The organism is Lacrimispora sp. 38-1, assembly GCF_049890855.1.
Classification (GTDB): Bacteria; Bacillota; Clostridia; order Lachnospirales; family Lachnospiraceae; genus Lacrimispora.
The window spans coordinates 221,593-237,705 of sequence record NZ_JBANEW010000043.1 but is presented as its reverse complement, the minus strand read 5'-3'; the positions used below and the strand labels follow the sequence as shown (position 1 = coordinate 237,705).

16 protein-coding genes are annotated in these 16,113 nt (G+C 42.0%); 2 read left to right on the top strand and 14 right to left on the bottom strand.

Annotated elements, in window-relative coordinates:
- Positions 1 to 30: 30 nt before the first annotated feature.
- Positions 31 to 294, bottom strand: a complete 264-nt coding sequence (locus tag V7D18_RS09440) for a CD3324 family protein (protein WP_426153702.1) — start codon at positions 292 to 294, stop codon at positions 31 to 33.
- Positions 295 to 582: 288 nt separating this feature from the next.
- Between V7D18_RS09440 and V7D18_RS09435 the strand changes: the two genes are divergently transcribed.
- A complete protein-coding gene (locus V7D18_RS09435) occupies positions 583 to 1,302 on the top strand; it encodes a GntR family transcriptional regulator (RefSeq protein ID WP_426153700.1) in 720 nt (239 codons plus the stop codon).
- A gap of 77 nt (positions 1,303 to 1,379) precedes the next feature.
- Here the strand turns inward: V7D18_RS09435 and V7D18_RS09430 are convergent, their stop codons facing one another.
- The 13 genes from V7D18_RS09430 to V7D18_RS09370 form a co-directional block, all read right to left on the bottom strand.
- Positions 1,380 to 4,028: an NYN domain-containing protein gene (locus V7D18_RS09430; protein ID WP_426153698.1), complete on the bottom strand. Its 2,649-nt coding sequence runs from the start codon at positions 4,026 to 4,028 to the stop codon at positions 1,380 to 1,382.
- Positions 4,029 to 4,164: 136 nt separating this feature from the next.
- Positions 4,165 to 4,650: an acetolactate synthase small subunit gene (gene ilvN, locus V7D18_RS09425; protein WP_426153696.1), complete on the bottom strand. Its 486-nt coding sequence runs from the start codon at positions 4,648 to 4,650 to the stop codon at positions 4,165 to 4,167.
- Positions 4,651 to 4,668: 18 nt separating this feature from the next.
- Positions 4,669 to 6,390, bottom strand: a complete 1,722-nt coding sequence (gene ilvB, locus V7D18_RS09420) for a biosynthetic-type acetolactate synthase large subunit (protein WP_426153694.1) — start codon at positions 6,388 to 6,390, stop codon at positions 4,669 to 4,671.
- A gap of 97 nt (positions 6,391 to 6,487) precedes the next feature.
- Positions 6,488 to 7,066, bottom strand: coding sequence for a TetR/AcrR family transcriptional regulator (locus V7D18_RS09415; protein ID WP_426153692.1), 579 nt, complete (start codon positions 7,064 to 7,066; stop codon positions 6,488 to 6,490).
- Between the two features lie 73 nt (positions 7,067 to 7,139).
- Positions 7,140 to 7,571, bottom strand: a complete 432-nt coding sequence (locus V7D18_RS09410) for an N-acetyltransferase (RefSeq protein WP_426153690.1) — start codon at positions 7,569 to 7,571, stop codon at positions 7,140 to 7,142.
- Positions 7,572 to 7,670: 99 nt separating this feature from the next.
- The gene (locus V7D18_RS09405; protein WP_426153688.1) at positions 7,671 to 8,294 is read right to left on the bottom strand and encodes a DUF4397 domain-containing protein; all 624 of its coding nucleotides are present in this window, start codon (positions 8,292 to 8,294) and stop codon (positions 7,671 to 7,673) included.
- A 121-nt stretch (positions 8,295 to 8,415) separates the two neighbouring features.
- Positions 8,416 to 9,558 (bottom strand): galactonate dehydratase, encoded by a 1,143-nt coding sequence (gene dgoD, locus V7D18_RS09400; RefSeq protein WP_426153685.1) that lies wholly within the window; start codon positions 9,556 to 9,558, stop codon positions 8,416 to 8,418.
- Positions 9,559 to 9,570: 12 nt separating this feature from the next.
- A complete protein-coding gene (locus V7D18_RS09395; protein ID WP_426153683.1) occupies positions 9,571 to 10,506 on the bottom strand; it encodes an alpha/beta hydrolase fold domain-containing protein in 936 nt (311 codons plus the stop codon).
- A 44-nt stretch (positions 10,507 to 10,550) separates the two neighbouring features.
- Positions 10,551 to 11,855: an SLC13 family permease gene (locus V7D18_RS09390; RefSeq protein ID WP_426153681.1), complete on the bottom strand. Its 1,305-nt coding sequence runs from the start codon at positions 11,853 to 11,855 to the stop codon at positions 10,551 to 10,553.
- Positions 11,856 to 11,994: 139 nt separating this feature from the next.
- Positions 11,995 to 12,900 carry a LysR family transcriptional regulator gene (locus V7D18_RS09385; RefSeq protein WP_426153679.1) on the bottom strand — a complete coding sequence of 302 codons (906 nt, stop codon included), beginning with the start codon at positions 12,898 to 12,900 and terminating at the stop codon, positions 11,995 to 11,997.
- 89 nt (positions 12,901 to 12,989) lie between these two features.
- Positions 12,990 to 13,928 (bottom strand): diguanylate cyclase domain-containing protein, encoded by a 939-nt coding sequence (locus tag V7D18_RS09380; protein ID WP_426153677.1) that lies wholly within the window; start codon positions 13,926 to 13,928, stop codon positions 12,990 to 12,992.
- Positions 13,921 to 14,553, bottom strand: coding sequence for a chemotaxis protein CheC (locus V7D18_RS09375; RefSeq protein WP_426153675.1), 633 nt, complete (start codon positions 14,551 to 14,553; stop codon positions 13,921 to 13,923). The genes V7D18_RS09380 and V7D18_RS09375 overlap by 8 nt, the downstream gene beginning before the upstream one ends.
- A complete protein-coding gene (locus V7D18_RS09370; protein WP_426153672.1) occupies positions 14,540 to 14,920 on the bottom strand; it encodes a response regulator transcription factor in 381 nt (126 codons plus the stop codon). The genes V7D18_RS09375 and V7D18_RS09370 overlap by 14 nt, the downstream gene beginning before the upstream one ends.
- A gap of 363 nt (positions 14,921 to 15,283) precedes the next feature.
- Between V7D18_RS09370 and V7D18_RS09365 the strand changes: the two genes are divergently transcribed.
- Positions 15,284 to 16,108, top strand: coding sequence for a MerR family transcriptional regulator (locus V7D18_RS09365; RefSeq protein WP_426153670.1), 825 nt, complete (start codon positions 15,284 to 15,286; stop codon positions 16,106 to 16,108).
- Positions 16,109 to 16,113 lie beyond the last annotated feature (5 nt).

Here is a 16,113-nt window from a genome sequence, read left to right as displayed (position 1 = left end):
ATTCGGAGCTGCATCTGCAGCTCCGTGGGTTTATTGCTGATATATAATTTTTCTGATAGCAGAGAGGGAAAGGCAGTGTTGTTCTGCAAGGGCTTCCATGGATCTGCCATTATGGTACTGGGTCCTGATTGTGTTATTTCTCTGTTTTAATTCTTCTCTGTACCCGGTCTTCTCTCCCCACTGTTTTCTCTGCCTGCAAAGGGCGGGTATATAGATATATTCTCCCTGGATATATTGCTGCAGTTCCCTGACCAGCTTATCAGGAAGAATTGTTTTTGCGTTTACATATTTCATGCTGGCTTCCTCCTATTTTTGAAAGATCAGAAGGCAAAACCGGCATTTATTCAGTGACAGAATCTTCTCCATGCAATTGTCACTGAAACCTCCGGCTTTGCATGGAGCCAAACATCATTTTTTCTTTTTTTATTTGTACACATGAGATCTCCTTGAATATTTTTTTTTACATTCATTTGCTATAAAAGAAACATATGATATAATTAGTGTCATCTAAATGAATATGTGAAAGAAAGGGGGAATTATGAAAATCAAGTGCTGCCCTGTGATTTTCATAATTAATTTATTATGGGGAAAGTTCCCGCTTATATGGTAGTTCATGATTTAATAAAAATGAAAATTAAAGATGGAACCTATCCTGTTTCAGAATTCCTTCCAACCGAACCAGAACTTGAAAAGATATACCAGGTAAGCCGCACCACTGTCAGAACTGCCATGGAAATTCTCAAGGAAGAAGGTCTTGTTGAAATCAGACAGGGAAGAGGTACGATCGTACTGGACTCCAGAGCAATTCAATCGTTAAACAAAGTCACCTCAGTTACAGAATGTCTGCGCAAAAGGGGATTTCAAGTCCGCACCAAAAGCATGTACATTGATATTATTTACGCCACTGAAAAGCTGGGAAAAGAGCTCCATCAGGCTCTGGGGACCCCGATCGCCAGAATTCAGAGGATCCAGCTGATTAACGAAAAACCCATAGCCATAATAAAAGACTACATACCCTATGCGCTGGTTCCTAATATTGAGCAGTTCACAAACAAGTTTAACGGTCTTTATGAATTTCTGGAGCAGCAATATCATCTGGAGATCCAGTCTGCTGCTGATAAAATCTTTGCAAAATCTGCAGACTTTGCAGAATCTGAGATGCTGGCAGTGCCGCCGGGAACTGCTCTTTTGTGTATCCAGAGAGTCTGCTACAGGGGGAACGAACCGCTCTTATCCGATGATATCTGCATCCTGGGCGATCAATATGAGCTTTCTATCACCTCCAGCGGCCGTTACAAATAAAATCCGTCCGGTCCTTCCTGTGTCATTCATTTCTTTCTGCAGTAAGGACCGTGCCATTTTATAGGATCATTCATCAATTATGATTCTTTACCGCCCGCATCTTTTAACTGTTCTTTTGCCTCATCTGAAAGAGCGTCCAGAAGAAAATTACGGCCTTTTGGTCTGGAATCCTGAAATTCCTCAGTCACTCTTTTGTTTGCTGCTTCCATCTCTGTCTTTAACTCTCTTGCTGATAACAAAGCGCATCCAGCTCCCCTTACGATCATCTGCTGCAGGCCGTCGGAGGTGGCAACGGTAATCCGGTATTTCCGATTGTTATCATGGGCAAATTTTTCAATATAATGGTCAGCTGTCTGCGCCTCTCTGGTATATACCAGATGAATATTATGATAGGCGATAAATTCTTCCCGATGGTCCTTTACCCGGTATGCGTCAAATACCGCGATGATCTGGCATTTACGGATTGCCTGGTAATTGCACAGCTGGTCCAGAAGCTTCATTCTGGCACCATCCATATTTTCCTGTGCCATACTGGCAAGCTCCGGCCAGGCAAATACAATATTATAACCGTCCACAAGGAGATATTCTTCCCTTTGTTCTGAATGATTCATATTATAGCAGACCGGATCCCTGCGGGTCTCATAAACAGGCTTTTTTCTCTTCCATTCTGTCCGTTTCCCTCTGTTGGCATAAAAGGTGCTTTCTATAATCCGGTCGATTTCTTCCAGACTCATAAGGGGGTTTTCCTGGCCGGAAGATCCGCCCCCCAGGGTCTCCTCAGCAGCCTCTGACTGGGACAGTTTTAAGAAAGGCTCCAGATGCATGTGTTTTTTTACCTGATCCCAGGGAACCACAAACCCGGCACCGTGTGAACAGAATACAGAACCGGCAGGATTGTCCAGATCACTTTCAAAATCGTAGCCAGACTCTTTCATTACAGCTTCCGGATTATGGCAGGGCTCATAACCTTTTAAGGTACAAAACAGCCTTCCCATACCTTTGGAATATGCCGATACCTCTTTCTGGTAATTTCTCATGACGGACACCGGCGCACTGCCGGTAAGAACTGCAGCTTCTCCGTCTGTATGGGATATCTGGCAGGTTCCACACATCTTTTCAATGTCTGTCATTGCTCTTCCTACCAGATTTTCAGGCAGTTCAAGCGTAAAACCATAATATGGCTCCAAGAGTACCGACTGAGCTTCTTTTAAGCCCTGGCGCACCGCCCGGTACGTTGCTTCCCGGAAATCCCCGCCTTCCGTATGCTTCTGATGAGCTTTTCCTGATACAAGAGTAATTCTCATATCTGTAATTGCAGATCCGGTCAGCACACCTTTATGATTTTTTTCCTCCAGATGAGTCAGTACAAGTTTCTGGTAGTTTTTGGCCAGCAGATCTTCACTGCAGGCTAAACAAAATTCCAGACCACTGCCCTGTTCCCCGGGTTCCAGCAAAAGATGGACCTCTGCATAGTGTCTCAGCGGCTCAAAATGTCCCACACCTTCCACAGGGCTTTCAATGGTCTCTTTGTATACAATTCTTCCCGTATCAAAGGATACATCCACTCCAAACCGTTCTAAGATCAGGGTCTTTAATATCTCAATCTGTATTTCCCCCATAATCTGTGCCTGAATCTCCTGTACATGTTCATCCCATACAATATGAAGCTCCGGCTCCTCTTCTTCCAGCTGGCGCAGCTTTGGAAGCATCTGCCTTGGGTCACAGCCTTCCGGCAAGGCAATCTGATAAGACAGGACCGGTTCCAGTACCGGTGATTCATATGCTTCTTCAAATCCCAGCCCCTCACCTGGCCTGGTCTGGGTAAGTCCGGTTACTGCACAAATGCAGCCGGGAGTAACTTCATTCACTGTCTCGTATTTTTCTCCGGAATAGATGCGGATCTGGTTGATTTTTTCCTCCCAGACTCCATTGGTCAGGGTATTCTTTACGCTGAGTGCTCCGCCGGTAAGCTTTAAGTGAGTCAGCCGGTTTCCCTGGTCATCTCTTGTTATTTTAAAGATTTTGGCTCCGAATTCATGGGCATTCTCTGGTATCAGGGCGTATTGGCTGATTCCTGTAAGAAGGGCTTCTATCCCCTGTAATTTCAGTGCTGAACCGAAAAAGCAGGGGAATACAGTCCGGTTTCTGATCCCCTGCCGGATCTGATCCCCGCTTACCAAGCCGTTTTCTAAATAATCATCCATCATGCTTTCACTGCACATGGCAAGCTGATCATAAAAGCTGTCTGTATCATTCAGGGAAAAATCGATACAGCTGTCATGAAGCTGCTTTTTTACCTCGCTCATCAATCTGTCCTGATCGGCAGCCGGCTGATCCATCTTATTAATAAAAAGATAAACAGGGATCTGGTACATGGACAAAAGACGCCATAAAGTTCTGGTGTGTCCCTGTACTCCGTCTGCACCGCTGATTACCAGTATGGCATAGTCCAGCACACGAAGGGTCCGCTCCATCTCCGCACTGAAATCCACATGCCCCGGAGTATCTAAAAGGGTGATTTTAATATCTCCCATATCAAAAACTGCCTGTTTGGAAAATATGGTGATGCCCCTGGCTTTTTCCAGCTCGTAGGTGTCTAAAAATGTATTTTTATTATCAACTCTTCCTGGCTTTCCGATCTTCCCGCTTGCATAAAGAATTCCTTCTGACAGCGTGGTCTTACCTGCATCGACATGAGCCAGTATTCCTATGGTTAATTGCTTCATAATATTATACGAATCCTTTGTGCCATTCATTTCTTGTCTGATATATCATTATTATCATACCAGTTTCCCTTAATTTTGTATACGGGAAGATCACAATTCGATCTGACTCTGACACAAAGTTTTTGTCAGCAAAGCTCTAAACTGCTTCAACCGCTACGCTTCCACCTCTGACAATTTCAACCGGATTATCCAGTCTCTTGTATAATAACTGCAGCATAAGATTATTTTCTTCTTCCGCTTTTATGCTTTCCATCAATACCGAATCTTTGTTAAAATCAAGAATTCTGATTCCGTATACCTCTGAAAACTGAAAAAGGAAAGCGCGGTCATTTTCTGTGCATTTCAATATTTTTAAAAACATAATCTCTTTTCTGTAAATGTCAATATCTGTATAATCAATTACTTTAAAAACTTCCACCATGCGGTTCAGCTGTTTTTTAATCTGTTCAAAAAGCTGGTCATCACTGAAAAGGCTGATGGTTACCCGAGATGCCGTCTCATCCTGCGTCGTCCCTACCGTAAGGCTGTTAAGATTGTAAGCTTTCGCAGAAAAAAGCCCGGTAATTCTGGCAAGTACACCCACTTCATTTTCCACAAACAGACAAAGCCACCTTTTTTTCATATCCTTCACCTTCCTTATTTAGTATTCCATAATCATTTCACTTAACTGGCTTCCCGGCGGAACAATAGGAAGAACATTTTCTTCCGGTTCAATGATAAACTCTATTAACGTAGGGGCAAGGTCATTTTTGAGGGCTCGTTTAAATGCCGCCTCGACTTCTTCTTTGCTGGTCACACGGATCCCAAACGCCCCGTAACTTTCTGCCAGCTTCACAAAATCCGGAGTATAAACAGGACACGTTTTTCCAGGACCTGTGCAGCCCGCTTTGCACCGTTTTCTATACTTCAGGCAAGTGGAAGAATACCGGTTATTGTAAAACATCTGCTGCCACTGCCTTACATTACCAAGATAGCCATTATTCAGAATGCAGACAATCACTGGCAGCTCCTGCACGACTGCTGTTGCCAGCTCCTGAATATTCATCTGAATCCCACCATCCCCGCAGACAGCAACTACGTGTTTCTCCGGATTGCCAAGCTTTGCTCCCAGTGCGGCGGGAAGACCATAGCCCATGGTTCCAAGACCTCCTGATGTCAGCAGTTGTTTCTCTTCATTTAGCTCCAGAAACTGTGTCGTCCAAAGCTGGTTCTGCCCCACGTCCGTCACTACAATAAGTTTGTCAAACATTTCATTGATCTTCTCAATGATAAACTGGGGCGTCAGACCGGTCTGTTTCATTGCAAGAGGATACAACTTTTTTAACTCTTCCAGCTGCTTCTTCCATGCTTCGCATTTACAGGTCTCTGTTTTTTGAAGAAGATGACTGATCGCTTTTTTGGCATCACCCACAATGGGGATATCAACTGTGATATTCCTTGATATGGAAGCCGGATCTATATCAATATGGATCAGCGTTGCCTTGCTGGCAAAGGTACCCGCTTTCCCGGTGATTCTGTCGTTAAACCTTGTTCCAATGGAACAAAGTACATCGCATTCACTGATTGCTTTATTGGCTGCATAACTGGCATGGATTCCTATATTTCCTATGTATAGCGGGTGGTTTGTGGGTATGGCACCTTTTCCCATTATGGTTGACACCACCGGAATCCCGGTAATATCCACAAGTTTTTCCATTTCTTTTCCTGCTCCGGCTGCCAGTACACCTCCCCCAACCAGGAACAGAGGTTTTTCTCCCTGTTTCAGTGCTTCCAGAGCTTTTTTTATCTGCCCCTCATGGACTGTCGCAATGGGCTTATACCCCCTGATTTCAACCGTGTCCGGATAAGTATCATCACCATATGCCTGCTGGATGTCTTTTGGAATATCCACTACCACAACTCCTGGTTTTCCGGTGGCAGCGATATGGAATGCTTTTTTTATGATCTTTCCCAGTTCCTGTCTGCTTCGGACAGTAACCGCATATTTACAGATATTTCTTGTAATTCCTACGATATCAACTTCCTGAAATGCATCATTACCTATGAGATGCGTCGGCACCTGTCCCGTGAAGCATACCAGCGGAACACTGTCATAATTGGCTGTTGCTATGCCTGTCACCAGATTCGTCGCACCTGGCCCGCTGGTAACCAGACAAACTCCGGTCTTTTTGACAGACCGTGCATATCCGTCAGCAGCATGAATCAATCCCTGTTCATGACGAGGCAGAATTATCTCAATCTCACTCTGCCCATACAGTGCGTCAAAAAGATCGATTGCCTGACCGCCCGGATATCCAAACAGGATATCTACTCCCTCCATTCTTAAGGCTTTTACAAAAAGCTGGGCACCTGTTATATCCATGAGTAACTCCTCCTTTTTAATGCAAGTGTTCACTTGCATTTTGTTTTTTATAAATGGCATCACCAATAAATGATGATACCACTGAATCATGATCCTGTTATTCCTGTTCAATTCCTTTCAAAAACAAAGACACACTGCCTGTAATGTACTCCTCCTGCCTGATCTTTGTAAGCTGGTCATTAAAGGAGGCTTTTAAAAAGGTAAAACCAAATGTAGAGGAAAAAATCGTCATTGCCAGACACTCATAATCAAGAAAAGGGATTTTTCCCCTCTCATGCATTGTTTCAAAATACATAATTAATGTTTCAAGAAATGCCTTCGGTATTTTCAAAATTTGGGGTCTGGTATCCTCATAGATCTGGGGCGCCCGAAGTCCAATGGACAAGTTAACAAAATCCGGGGTAATACGATCCAGATAATTACGCATAAACATCTCCAGATCAGGCTGGAGCTCCCACTTAACATTTTGAAAAATTGCCGGTGATATATTCCCACGCCACTTTTCCTGTTCCATTCCAGTAAGGACAATTTCTTTTTTACCTTTAAATTTCCGAAAAATGGTACATTCATTGATATTGGCACGGCCTGCTATATCTTTTGTCGTTGTAGCAACATATCCCTTCTCTTTAATAAGTTCCATAGCTGCATCAATGATTTTCTGACTTGTATCGTCCAATCAGCCTTCCTCCATATGCAAGTATATGCTTGCATTCTAGCGCATCAGCCTGATTTTGTCAATTGTTTCGTTTTTAAGCCCAGTTCCGGCTCCATGACATCTGGTATTCCACTTCTCCGTTTTCCTTATCCTCCTGTTTTTCAGTCACAAGAAACCCCTCTCTTAAATAAAAATCCACGGCGCGTTTATTCTTTTCATACACTTTTAATGATAACTCATCATGATTACCTTTCACATAATTAAGCAGCCGGCTTCCGATTCCTCCGGACTGATGGTCTTTGGAAATAAAGATTCCAGCTATATAACTGTCCATCAGACCAATAAATCCCTGTATGCTTCCATTGTCTTCATATACATAAACAGATGCCTTTGGCAGTATCTCCATTACTTCACTGAAATGGTCCTGCCAATAGCTTTTTTTAATAAAATCATGTGCCTGTATGTTGGTGTCCAGCCATAGTTCCATAATCCGGCTTAAATCATCTGCCTGAAATTCTCTTACCATTTTTCCATCTCCTTTGTCTTAATTTCTTTGATAATAGAAAAACAGATAACTCCTGCACAAAGAGCTATCTGTTTTTCCCTACTAATTTTAAGTTATACCCTAAAATTCATCTGTTGTCAAGAGAACCTCAAGCTGGGGATTCCCCTGCAGAAGCCCGACAGCATAAATTGTATTAAAACTGTCTTCAGATAAGGGAACATTGGGAATCTCTAACACGATATCAGTTGACCCTGCCGGTCTGACCTGCAGCGTTAAATTCATGGGATCTGCGGCAATATAAGGAGTAATCTGCTTAAATGCAACATTTCGGAAAATTACAGTTCCATCTGGAAGTGTAATATCCACTGCAGGTGCATCAGGAGATAAATGTATAAAACGTACCATCGCTCTCCCCTGAACAATTTCTCCATTAGCATCGGTGATGGAAAGCAGTCCGATGTTATCAGGAGTTCCCACTGCAGCCACGGTGAGCATTACGTCCCGCTCTACCGGAAGCATATTTTCAATAATAGGAGCATCCTGAGTTCCCGTTACATAAAGAGAAACTTTATAGGTTCCCTCCTGTACAGGTAAGTAATCTGTAAAATCTCCATAAGCAAGATTTTCAATAATCATCTCATCATCCACGTATATGTCAACATTGGGAGCGTTGGGAACTGTGTGCATAACACGCACATAGCCTACATGTACTTCATCTGACGGTCTGGTTGTGTACTGGTCCATAATATACCTCACGATTTAATATATACGGTATATTATATGCATAGTCAGTCTTTGTGACCGGTTTTTATGCCATCATTAAAAAAAAGGCTAAATTCCTTTCGGACTCATCTTCATTTTACCATCAGATATCATATACAGACCCGTCATATGCTGTCTGCGCCGAGATGCTTCTCTGATTAGCCGGAAATTTTTCAGCCAGATCATCAATCAGCTCAATACCAATTCCCGGTGCATGAGGAATGACAATATATCCTGCTTCTTCATGAAATGGCTCTGTTGTCATCTCAGATTCATTCCCCTGATGATAGAATGATGGAAATTCCTGTATTGCAAAATTAGGTATAGCTGCATCAAGCTGTAAGCAGGCTGCGGTTGATACAGGGCCCAGCGGATTATGAGGAACTACTTTGACATAATTGGCCTCTGCCATTGCTGCAACCTTCTTGCAGGGGGTAATCCCCCCTAACGCACACACATCCGGTCTCACATATTTTGCTGCTTTCTTCTGTAAAATCGTTTCGAATTCCTGAATATTTATGAAACGTTCCCCGGTTGCTATCGGAATATTGGTACGTGCTGCCACATCAGCCATACTTTCCGGGCTGTCAGGTGCAATGGGATCTTCCAGAAAAAGAGGGCGGAATTCTTCAACTCCCTTTGCAAATGCCACCGCCTCTGACGGATCCATACTTCTATGGCATTCCAGAATCAAATCAAATTCATCTCCCACTGCTTCCCGGCAGGCTTTTACTTTATTAATGTAATCGCTTATTTTTTTGTTAAAAATACTGTTTTCACGGCCTGCCTGTTTTTTTCTGATATCTCCGGTAATCATAAGCCTTGCCGCATCATACCCCTGGCTTTTTAAACGTTTGCATTCCTCTGCCATGTCTTCCGGAGTAAATTTGAACACTGCTTCATAACTCCTTACCTTATCTCTGCATCTGCCTCCCAACAGCTCATAGACAGGTACACCAAGAGCTTTACCCTTAATATCCCAGAGCGCAATATCCACTGCAGCCAGCGCACTCATAATAACAGACCCACGGAAATACATGCTGCGGTATAAATAGTTCCAGTGGTACTCAGCCATAAATGGATCTTTCCCCATCAGGTATTCTTCAAATTTTTTAATAACACCTAAAGTTCCGTCTAAAAAACCCCATGCACCAACTTCTCCTACACCAGTAATTCCTTCATCCGTATATATTTTTAAAAATAGATATTTGCTGGCATTTATTGCTTCCAATCTTGTAATTTTCATAACAGCCTCCAATTATTCCGATTTTTTCAATCTCTTCTGAAAAAATTCCAGCACGATTTCTTTTGCCTCAGGCTGAAAGAATTCATCACTTCCATGGTTGCCTCCCTGGATTATATAGTATTCTGTCTGATCTTCCAATCCAGCCTCTACCAGTTTTTCATAAAACATCTCACTTACTCCAACCGGCACATGCCTATCCTGATCTCCATGCATAATAAGTATTGGACAGGCACGGCTTGTTATACGGTATGGCGGACTGGCTTCAACGGAACGCATTGCCATTGTTTCAGGATCTCCTCCCATCAATGCCCCGGGATGTGTTTCTTCAAGCGTTTTCCACCTGTAATCAGGATTTGATTTGATGGCTTCCCGTTCCTTTTCTATAAGAGCAGGAACATCTACCGGGCCAAACCAATCGCATACAGCCTGAACCTCTGAAGAATACTCGTTCCATTCCTTCGTATCGTACTCGGTCAGATTCATACCTGCTAGAGCAGCCAAATGTCCGCCGGCAGACCGCCCCATTACTCCGATCTGGTTTCTGTCGAGACCGTACTGGTCTGCATTAGCCTTAAGAAAACGGACAGCTGTAAGAACATCCTCTATCTGAGCAGGAAATACATGCTCTGAACTGCTTCTGTAATAAATAGAAGCTACGGCAAAACCTGCCTCTGCCATAAATACCATTTCAGGAACCATCAGATTCTTATCACTGCCCCGGTAACCGCCTCCCGGCACAAAAATTATCACCGGCTTTCGTTCTTCACTCTTAAATCCATCTGGTTTTAACCCATTTGCAAGTCTGGATTCTACATTTCCATGCTGCAGCATCATCGATAAATATAGCTTACGTTCATTTCCACTGCTGTCCTTTGTTGTAGAATATAATAAGTTATCCAGTAAAGTGATGCTTTTACGGTTCCGTTCAAGTTTCAATACTTTTTTCACTGCACTTTCTCCTTCTATTCATCTGCCTGACAATTCTGCATTTATTAGTACATCGGAATTACTGTCATTGTCCAGAAAACAGTTACAACACAGAAGAGAATTGCCGGAATAACAGACTGCTTCATTACATTCTTTAAATCATATCCACCTGCTGCCATATACATAGGTACTGCCGGAGTTGCCATTGGCGTCATGAACGCGGTTAGGCAGGCTGCCTGCACCATAATGATGATTCCAACAGGATTGGCTCCCATACTTTTGCAGGCTTGAATAGCAATAGGGATAAAGATAAGCATAACTGCTCTGTTCTGCATAACCTGGGTAAGTAAAAACGGAACTAAAAAGAAAATAAATCCAATTATATACGGGTTTCCAACCTTACCCGCCATGCCAGCAAGGAAATCACCAACCACTGCACCTGCACCGGAAGCTGATAATGCACTTCCCATAGTCATGGAACCAACAAAGAGTAAATACATGGGAATGTTCATGGATGCACATGCTTCTCTGCCTTTCAGCACACCGGTAACTACCATGAGAATAGCTCCCACCATACAGATCATCCAAGCTGGTGCAACAATTGATCTTGGGATAGACTGCTGAAAAATAAGTCCTAATGTTGTTAGAATAAAAATGATATAACCAGCTTTCTCCTGAAATGGAGGCAGAGGCTTCTGATCTTCCTGCTTTCTTCTTCCATTCTCATCTGCTGTTGCAGCTACGGATATATCAGGTGCAACTTTTGTTGCAAAGAAGATGCAATAGATTGCACATACAATCAGTACCGGGAAACGGGCTTTCATTGGATCGGTCAAAGCCACAACAAAATCTGTATAGTTATTTGCCTGCAGATATCCATTAAGCTCTGCACTAACGGTTGCTCCGCTTCCAAGAGGCATAGCCGAGCATGTGGCAATTGCTGCAATCCCCAGCGCAAACATAACCTTGGAAGGATTGATATTCATATCCTTACAAGTTGCTGCCATCATCGGGGACATAATGCCGAATACGATTAACGGACTTTGAATAAACTGGCTTAAGATAATGGTAATAATAACATAACCAGTCATAACCTTTACCAGAGAACCTCCGGAAAATTTATTTACACTGGTTGCTACCATTTTTACAAACTGAGTTCTTTGAAGTCCTGCCGCTACCACAAACATGGACATAATCATAATACCATTGGAATTTCCGAAATTTGCAAGAGCATCATTGGGTTCAACACAGCCAGTTATCACGAAGGCTGCAAAACTGATCATGGCAGTGGTTGCCATACTGATTTTTCCCCACACATAGCTGATTACGGTCAACAGACTGATAATCAGACAAATCGTTAGTGTATTCATGTTTCTCCACCTTTCCATACTTAAATATGAAATATTCTTGATTCAGATGTACGTACATTCTATACTAATGATTATAGTATGGGGATAATATAAATGTAAATCGCAATAAATTCATCTTTTATTTACTTTTAGGTTGATATTAAAGAAACCTTTTGCAGATGTACTCAAAGGTTTGTATCTCATCTGTCAGCATACTATTTCTTGCTGATAATACTGCCAGCTTGTGGATCATAGGTTTATCACCAAATGACAGCATACCGACCCGGTTCTCAAAGCGCTGTTGTTTTACCAGAATATCCACATTAACCGTAATTCCCATTTGATTTGCCACACAAAGCAGTGCAGTTCTGGTTGTTTTAACCAGGATATCCAATTGAGAATTCCTTTCTTGATTCTGGAAGATCTGATCCGAATACTTTCTGAAGATTTGCCCGGGAGACAACAGTATAATCCGCTGCCCCATGCAGTCTTCTAAATTAATCCAAGGATAGGAAAAGCCGCTTTTTTCCACAGCGGCCTCATGAAGCGGACTTTGACGCGGCACCGCAAGAATCAATTCACCCTCTGTTAAAACTGTGCAGTTTATACCCTCCGGCTCTGCATAGACAACTGTTACCGCTATATCCAGCTGGTTATTATTAAGCATATTCAGCAGTTCAGTAGAGTTACCTTCCTCTATCATAATCTGAATATTCGGATACTCTTTCTGCAATTCCGGAATAATACAAGTGATTATTGTCTCCGCAAGAGATAACTGAAATCCAATCCGTAATCTGCCCAAATACATGCTGGATATCCGGCTCATTTCATTGTCCATCTGCTGTTTTAAATGCATCATCTGCTGTAGCATCTCTACATAGCGTTCGCCTGCATAAGTTAATACGAATTTTTTTCCTATCCGGTTAAAGAGCTTGACTTTAAGCTCTTCTTCCTTTGTCTGTACAAACTTGCTGAGTGCTGAAGGCGTGATATAGAGATTATTCGCTGCCTTGGTAATCCCCCCGCATTTAGCTACTTCTAAAATGTAGTCCACCGTTTTATTCAACGCAATTACCGCCCTTTCCCTGAATATGACTTTCAGTAATCATAACTTATCGTATAGACAAAAACATTAAGAAGAATTTAGCCGGCTCTTTATTCCATATAGTAAAAGTATGTTTCCGTTCCCTTCAGCTGTTTCGCCACATACATGGCTGCATCCGCTTTTACAATCAGCTGGTCTATGGTATCTGCATCGATCGGATAAAAACTGATTCCTCCGCTAATGGACAGAGGAATCGTTATGTTCTGAATTTCCACCGCATCTTTAGTCAGCTCCACGATTCTGGAGGCCACAGTATTATAATTTTCCACCTCTTTCATGTCAGGAAGAAGAATGAGAAACTCATCCCCTCCATACCTGCAGACCAGGTCATTTTCCCTGGCTGCCTTACCTAACAGCTCCGCAACATGAATCAGTACCTTATCCCCAAACTCATGCCCATAAGTATCATTGATGGACTTAAATTTATTTACATCACAAAACATAAGCCCCAGCAGACTTTTATTTCTTTTTGCCTGGGCCAGTAAACTGGCGGAAACTTCATAGAACAAACTGCGGTTTGCAACTCCCGTTAATTTGTCATGGTATGCAAGCTTCTGAATTGTCTTTTCCTTCTCCTTTAATTCCTTATTGGTTTCCCATAATTGATTCACATAGGATTTCAGCTGCTTAATCTGACTAAACTGACTGGTAACATTGATGAATTCCAGCTGAATAAAATGTTTTCCGTCATTTTCAATTCTGGTGACCTTCAAATTATAATGATCGGAATTATTTAACATCTGCTTGTGGATTGCACCGGAAAAGAACCGGATAATTCCCTGTTCCTGTACTTCATGAAAGGCATCCAGATAATATTTCCTGCCCAGATTGGGCAGTACATCAGTAATTGACTGATTAAGGATATGATACCTCTTCAGACTGGTGATGTCCTCCATATAATAATTCCAGTACAAGATTTGCAAATTTTCATTTAATATAACAATCCCTTCATTGAGATTATCCAGTACCTGATACAATAATTTATTCATATAGTGATTCCTCTAGCTGGCTTATTCTTGTTAATAAATCATTCAGCGAATGAAGCGATAAATCAACAATAATTGCACCTTCAATTTCTGTATCACCAATCACAAACGTAATATATAAAATCAAAACATATAAATTACCTGTATTCTGATAATCATATTTAAATTCGGGCAGATTAAAGAGTCTGACTTCCGGAAGTGTATATTTAAAACTGATATTCAATAGATTGCCTGTTTCCCCTATAATACAGTTTAATATAATATTGCCAATTTCTTTTATAATATCAAAATCTACATCGTTAAAATCCATATCATCTGTGTCCGTCTGTTCTTCCTGAAGGCAGAGACTGATAAATGTCTTCATCTTTTCTGCGGAAAAAATCAGGCTTGCCTTGCCCGTATAATTTTCCTTAAATGAAAGAGTGGATACCATTAGGGTTCCGTTTTTTTTCATCGAGATATACTCATCAATCGCATATGGTTCCGAGGAAACATTAAGGATTTTCACATTGGGCACATTCAGATGTATTTTCTGCTGAACAATATCTGATAAGATTCCTGCTGCACGTCCTACACTGATATTAAACAGCTCCTTTAAAATATCCTGTGTCATATCACGGTTTTCCATTGTCCTTCTCCTTCATAATATTACAGATAATCCGGGCTTTCTCATCAGTAAAAGGTTTATTAATAAATGTCAAGATATGAAGTTTTTCAATCTCTTCCCTGACATGATTCTGGACATCGGCAGAAACCACAACAATATTCGCTGACGGATCAAATTCCTGGATCAGTCTGATTAAGCTCTGCCCATCCAGTCCCGGCATCAGCAGGTCTGCAAATACATAATCCGGCCTCAGCTCCTTGTATTTTTTAAGCCCCTCCCAGCCGTCGGCAGCAAATTGGATATCTGGCTCTTCTACATATTTTCTTAAAATGCTGGCAGTCACTTTTTGTGAAAAAACAGAGTCATCTACAATTAATAATTTTATCATACAATCTCTCCCTTTCATGCAAATCCTTCCGATTTGCATATCCATCTGTACGCAATACCATTATTTTCGTTACCGCCGCCGACGTAATTTGTCAAAAAACGACAAAATGTGCATGGAACCTCCCATCTGTCCCATGCACATTATCACTTATACAGCAGCCATGGAAGGCAGATTTTTATTTTAAATAACTTATTTTGAGCGTCAAACCTTCCATTATTTTTTTTAATCATAATGCTGACTATTTTACTGTTTCTATTTTAATAAATGAACACTCAAATTACAACTGAATCTTTTGGGAATTTATAAAAATGTACTTGAAGTATAATAAAACACTTCGTATACTGGTGTCATGGAGGTGAACCCATGCTTCGAATCGGTGATTTTTCAAAACTGACCCATGTATCGGTGCGAATGCTGCGCTATTATGAAAACCAGGGGTTACTAATGCCCTGCTATAGAGATCCGGTTACCGGATACCGCATGTACTCTGCGAAACAGGTGCCACTTCTGCAGAAAATTGTCATGCTGCGTGAACTCAGTTTTGGAGTAGGCGAAACAAAGGAACTTCTGTATAACTGGAATGACAGCTATCTGATCCGCCGGCTGGGAGAGAAAATACAGGATATGGAGAAGATGATTGAACTGGAGAAGCAGCGCATTGAACAGATCCGTCTGGCCGTTACCCAGATACAATGCAATGAACTTAACCAGTATTGCAATGTAACCGTTAAATCAGTGCCCTCGTATCCCGTTATCTCCCTCCGTAAAAAGGTGGAAAATTATTACGAGGAAGGACAGCTTTGGAAGGAACTGATGGACTTTGTCTCCAGGGAACATATCGAATACGATAAAAGCCGTCAAAACGGTATTGCCATTTATCATGATGAGGAATATTCAGATTCCGGAATTGATATGGAGGTCTGTCTGATCGTCAGACGTTTAGAAAAGAGCAGGGGGGTTTTTACCTGCCGCACCCTTGAACCAGTCCCCAAGATGGCAGGCATGATGGTCTATGGGCCATATGAAAATTTAGCGGGAGCTTATCTTTCCTTTGCCGGATGGCTTGATGAAAACCAGCCCTGTGCCATGGGGGCGCCCACCCGGCAGATCACCATTATTGACCATCAGGATACGGATAACCCGGAAGAATATTTAACAGAAATACAGATTCCTCTTATGGAACTATAGACCGG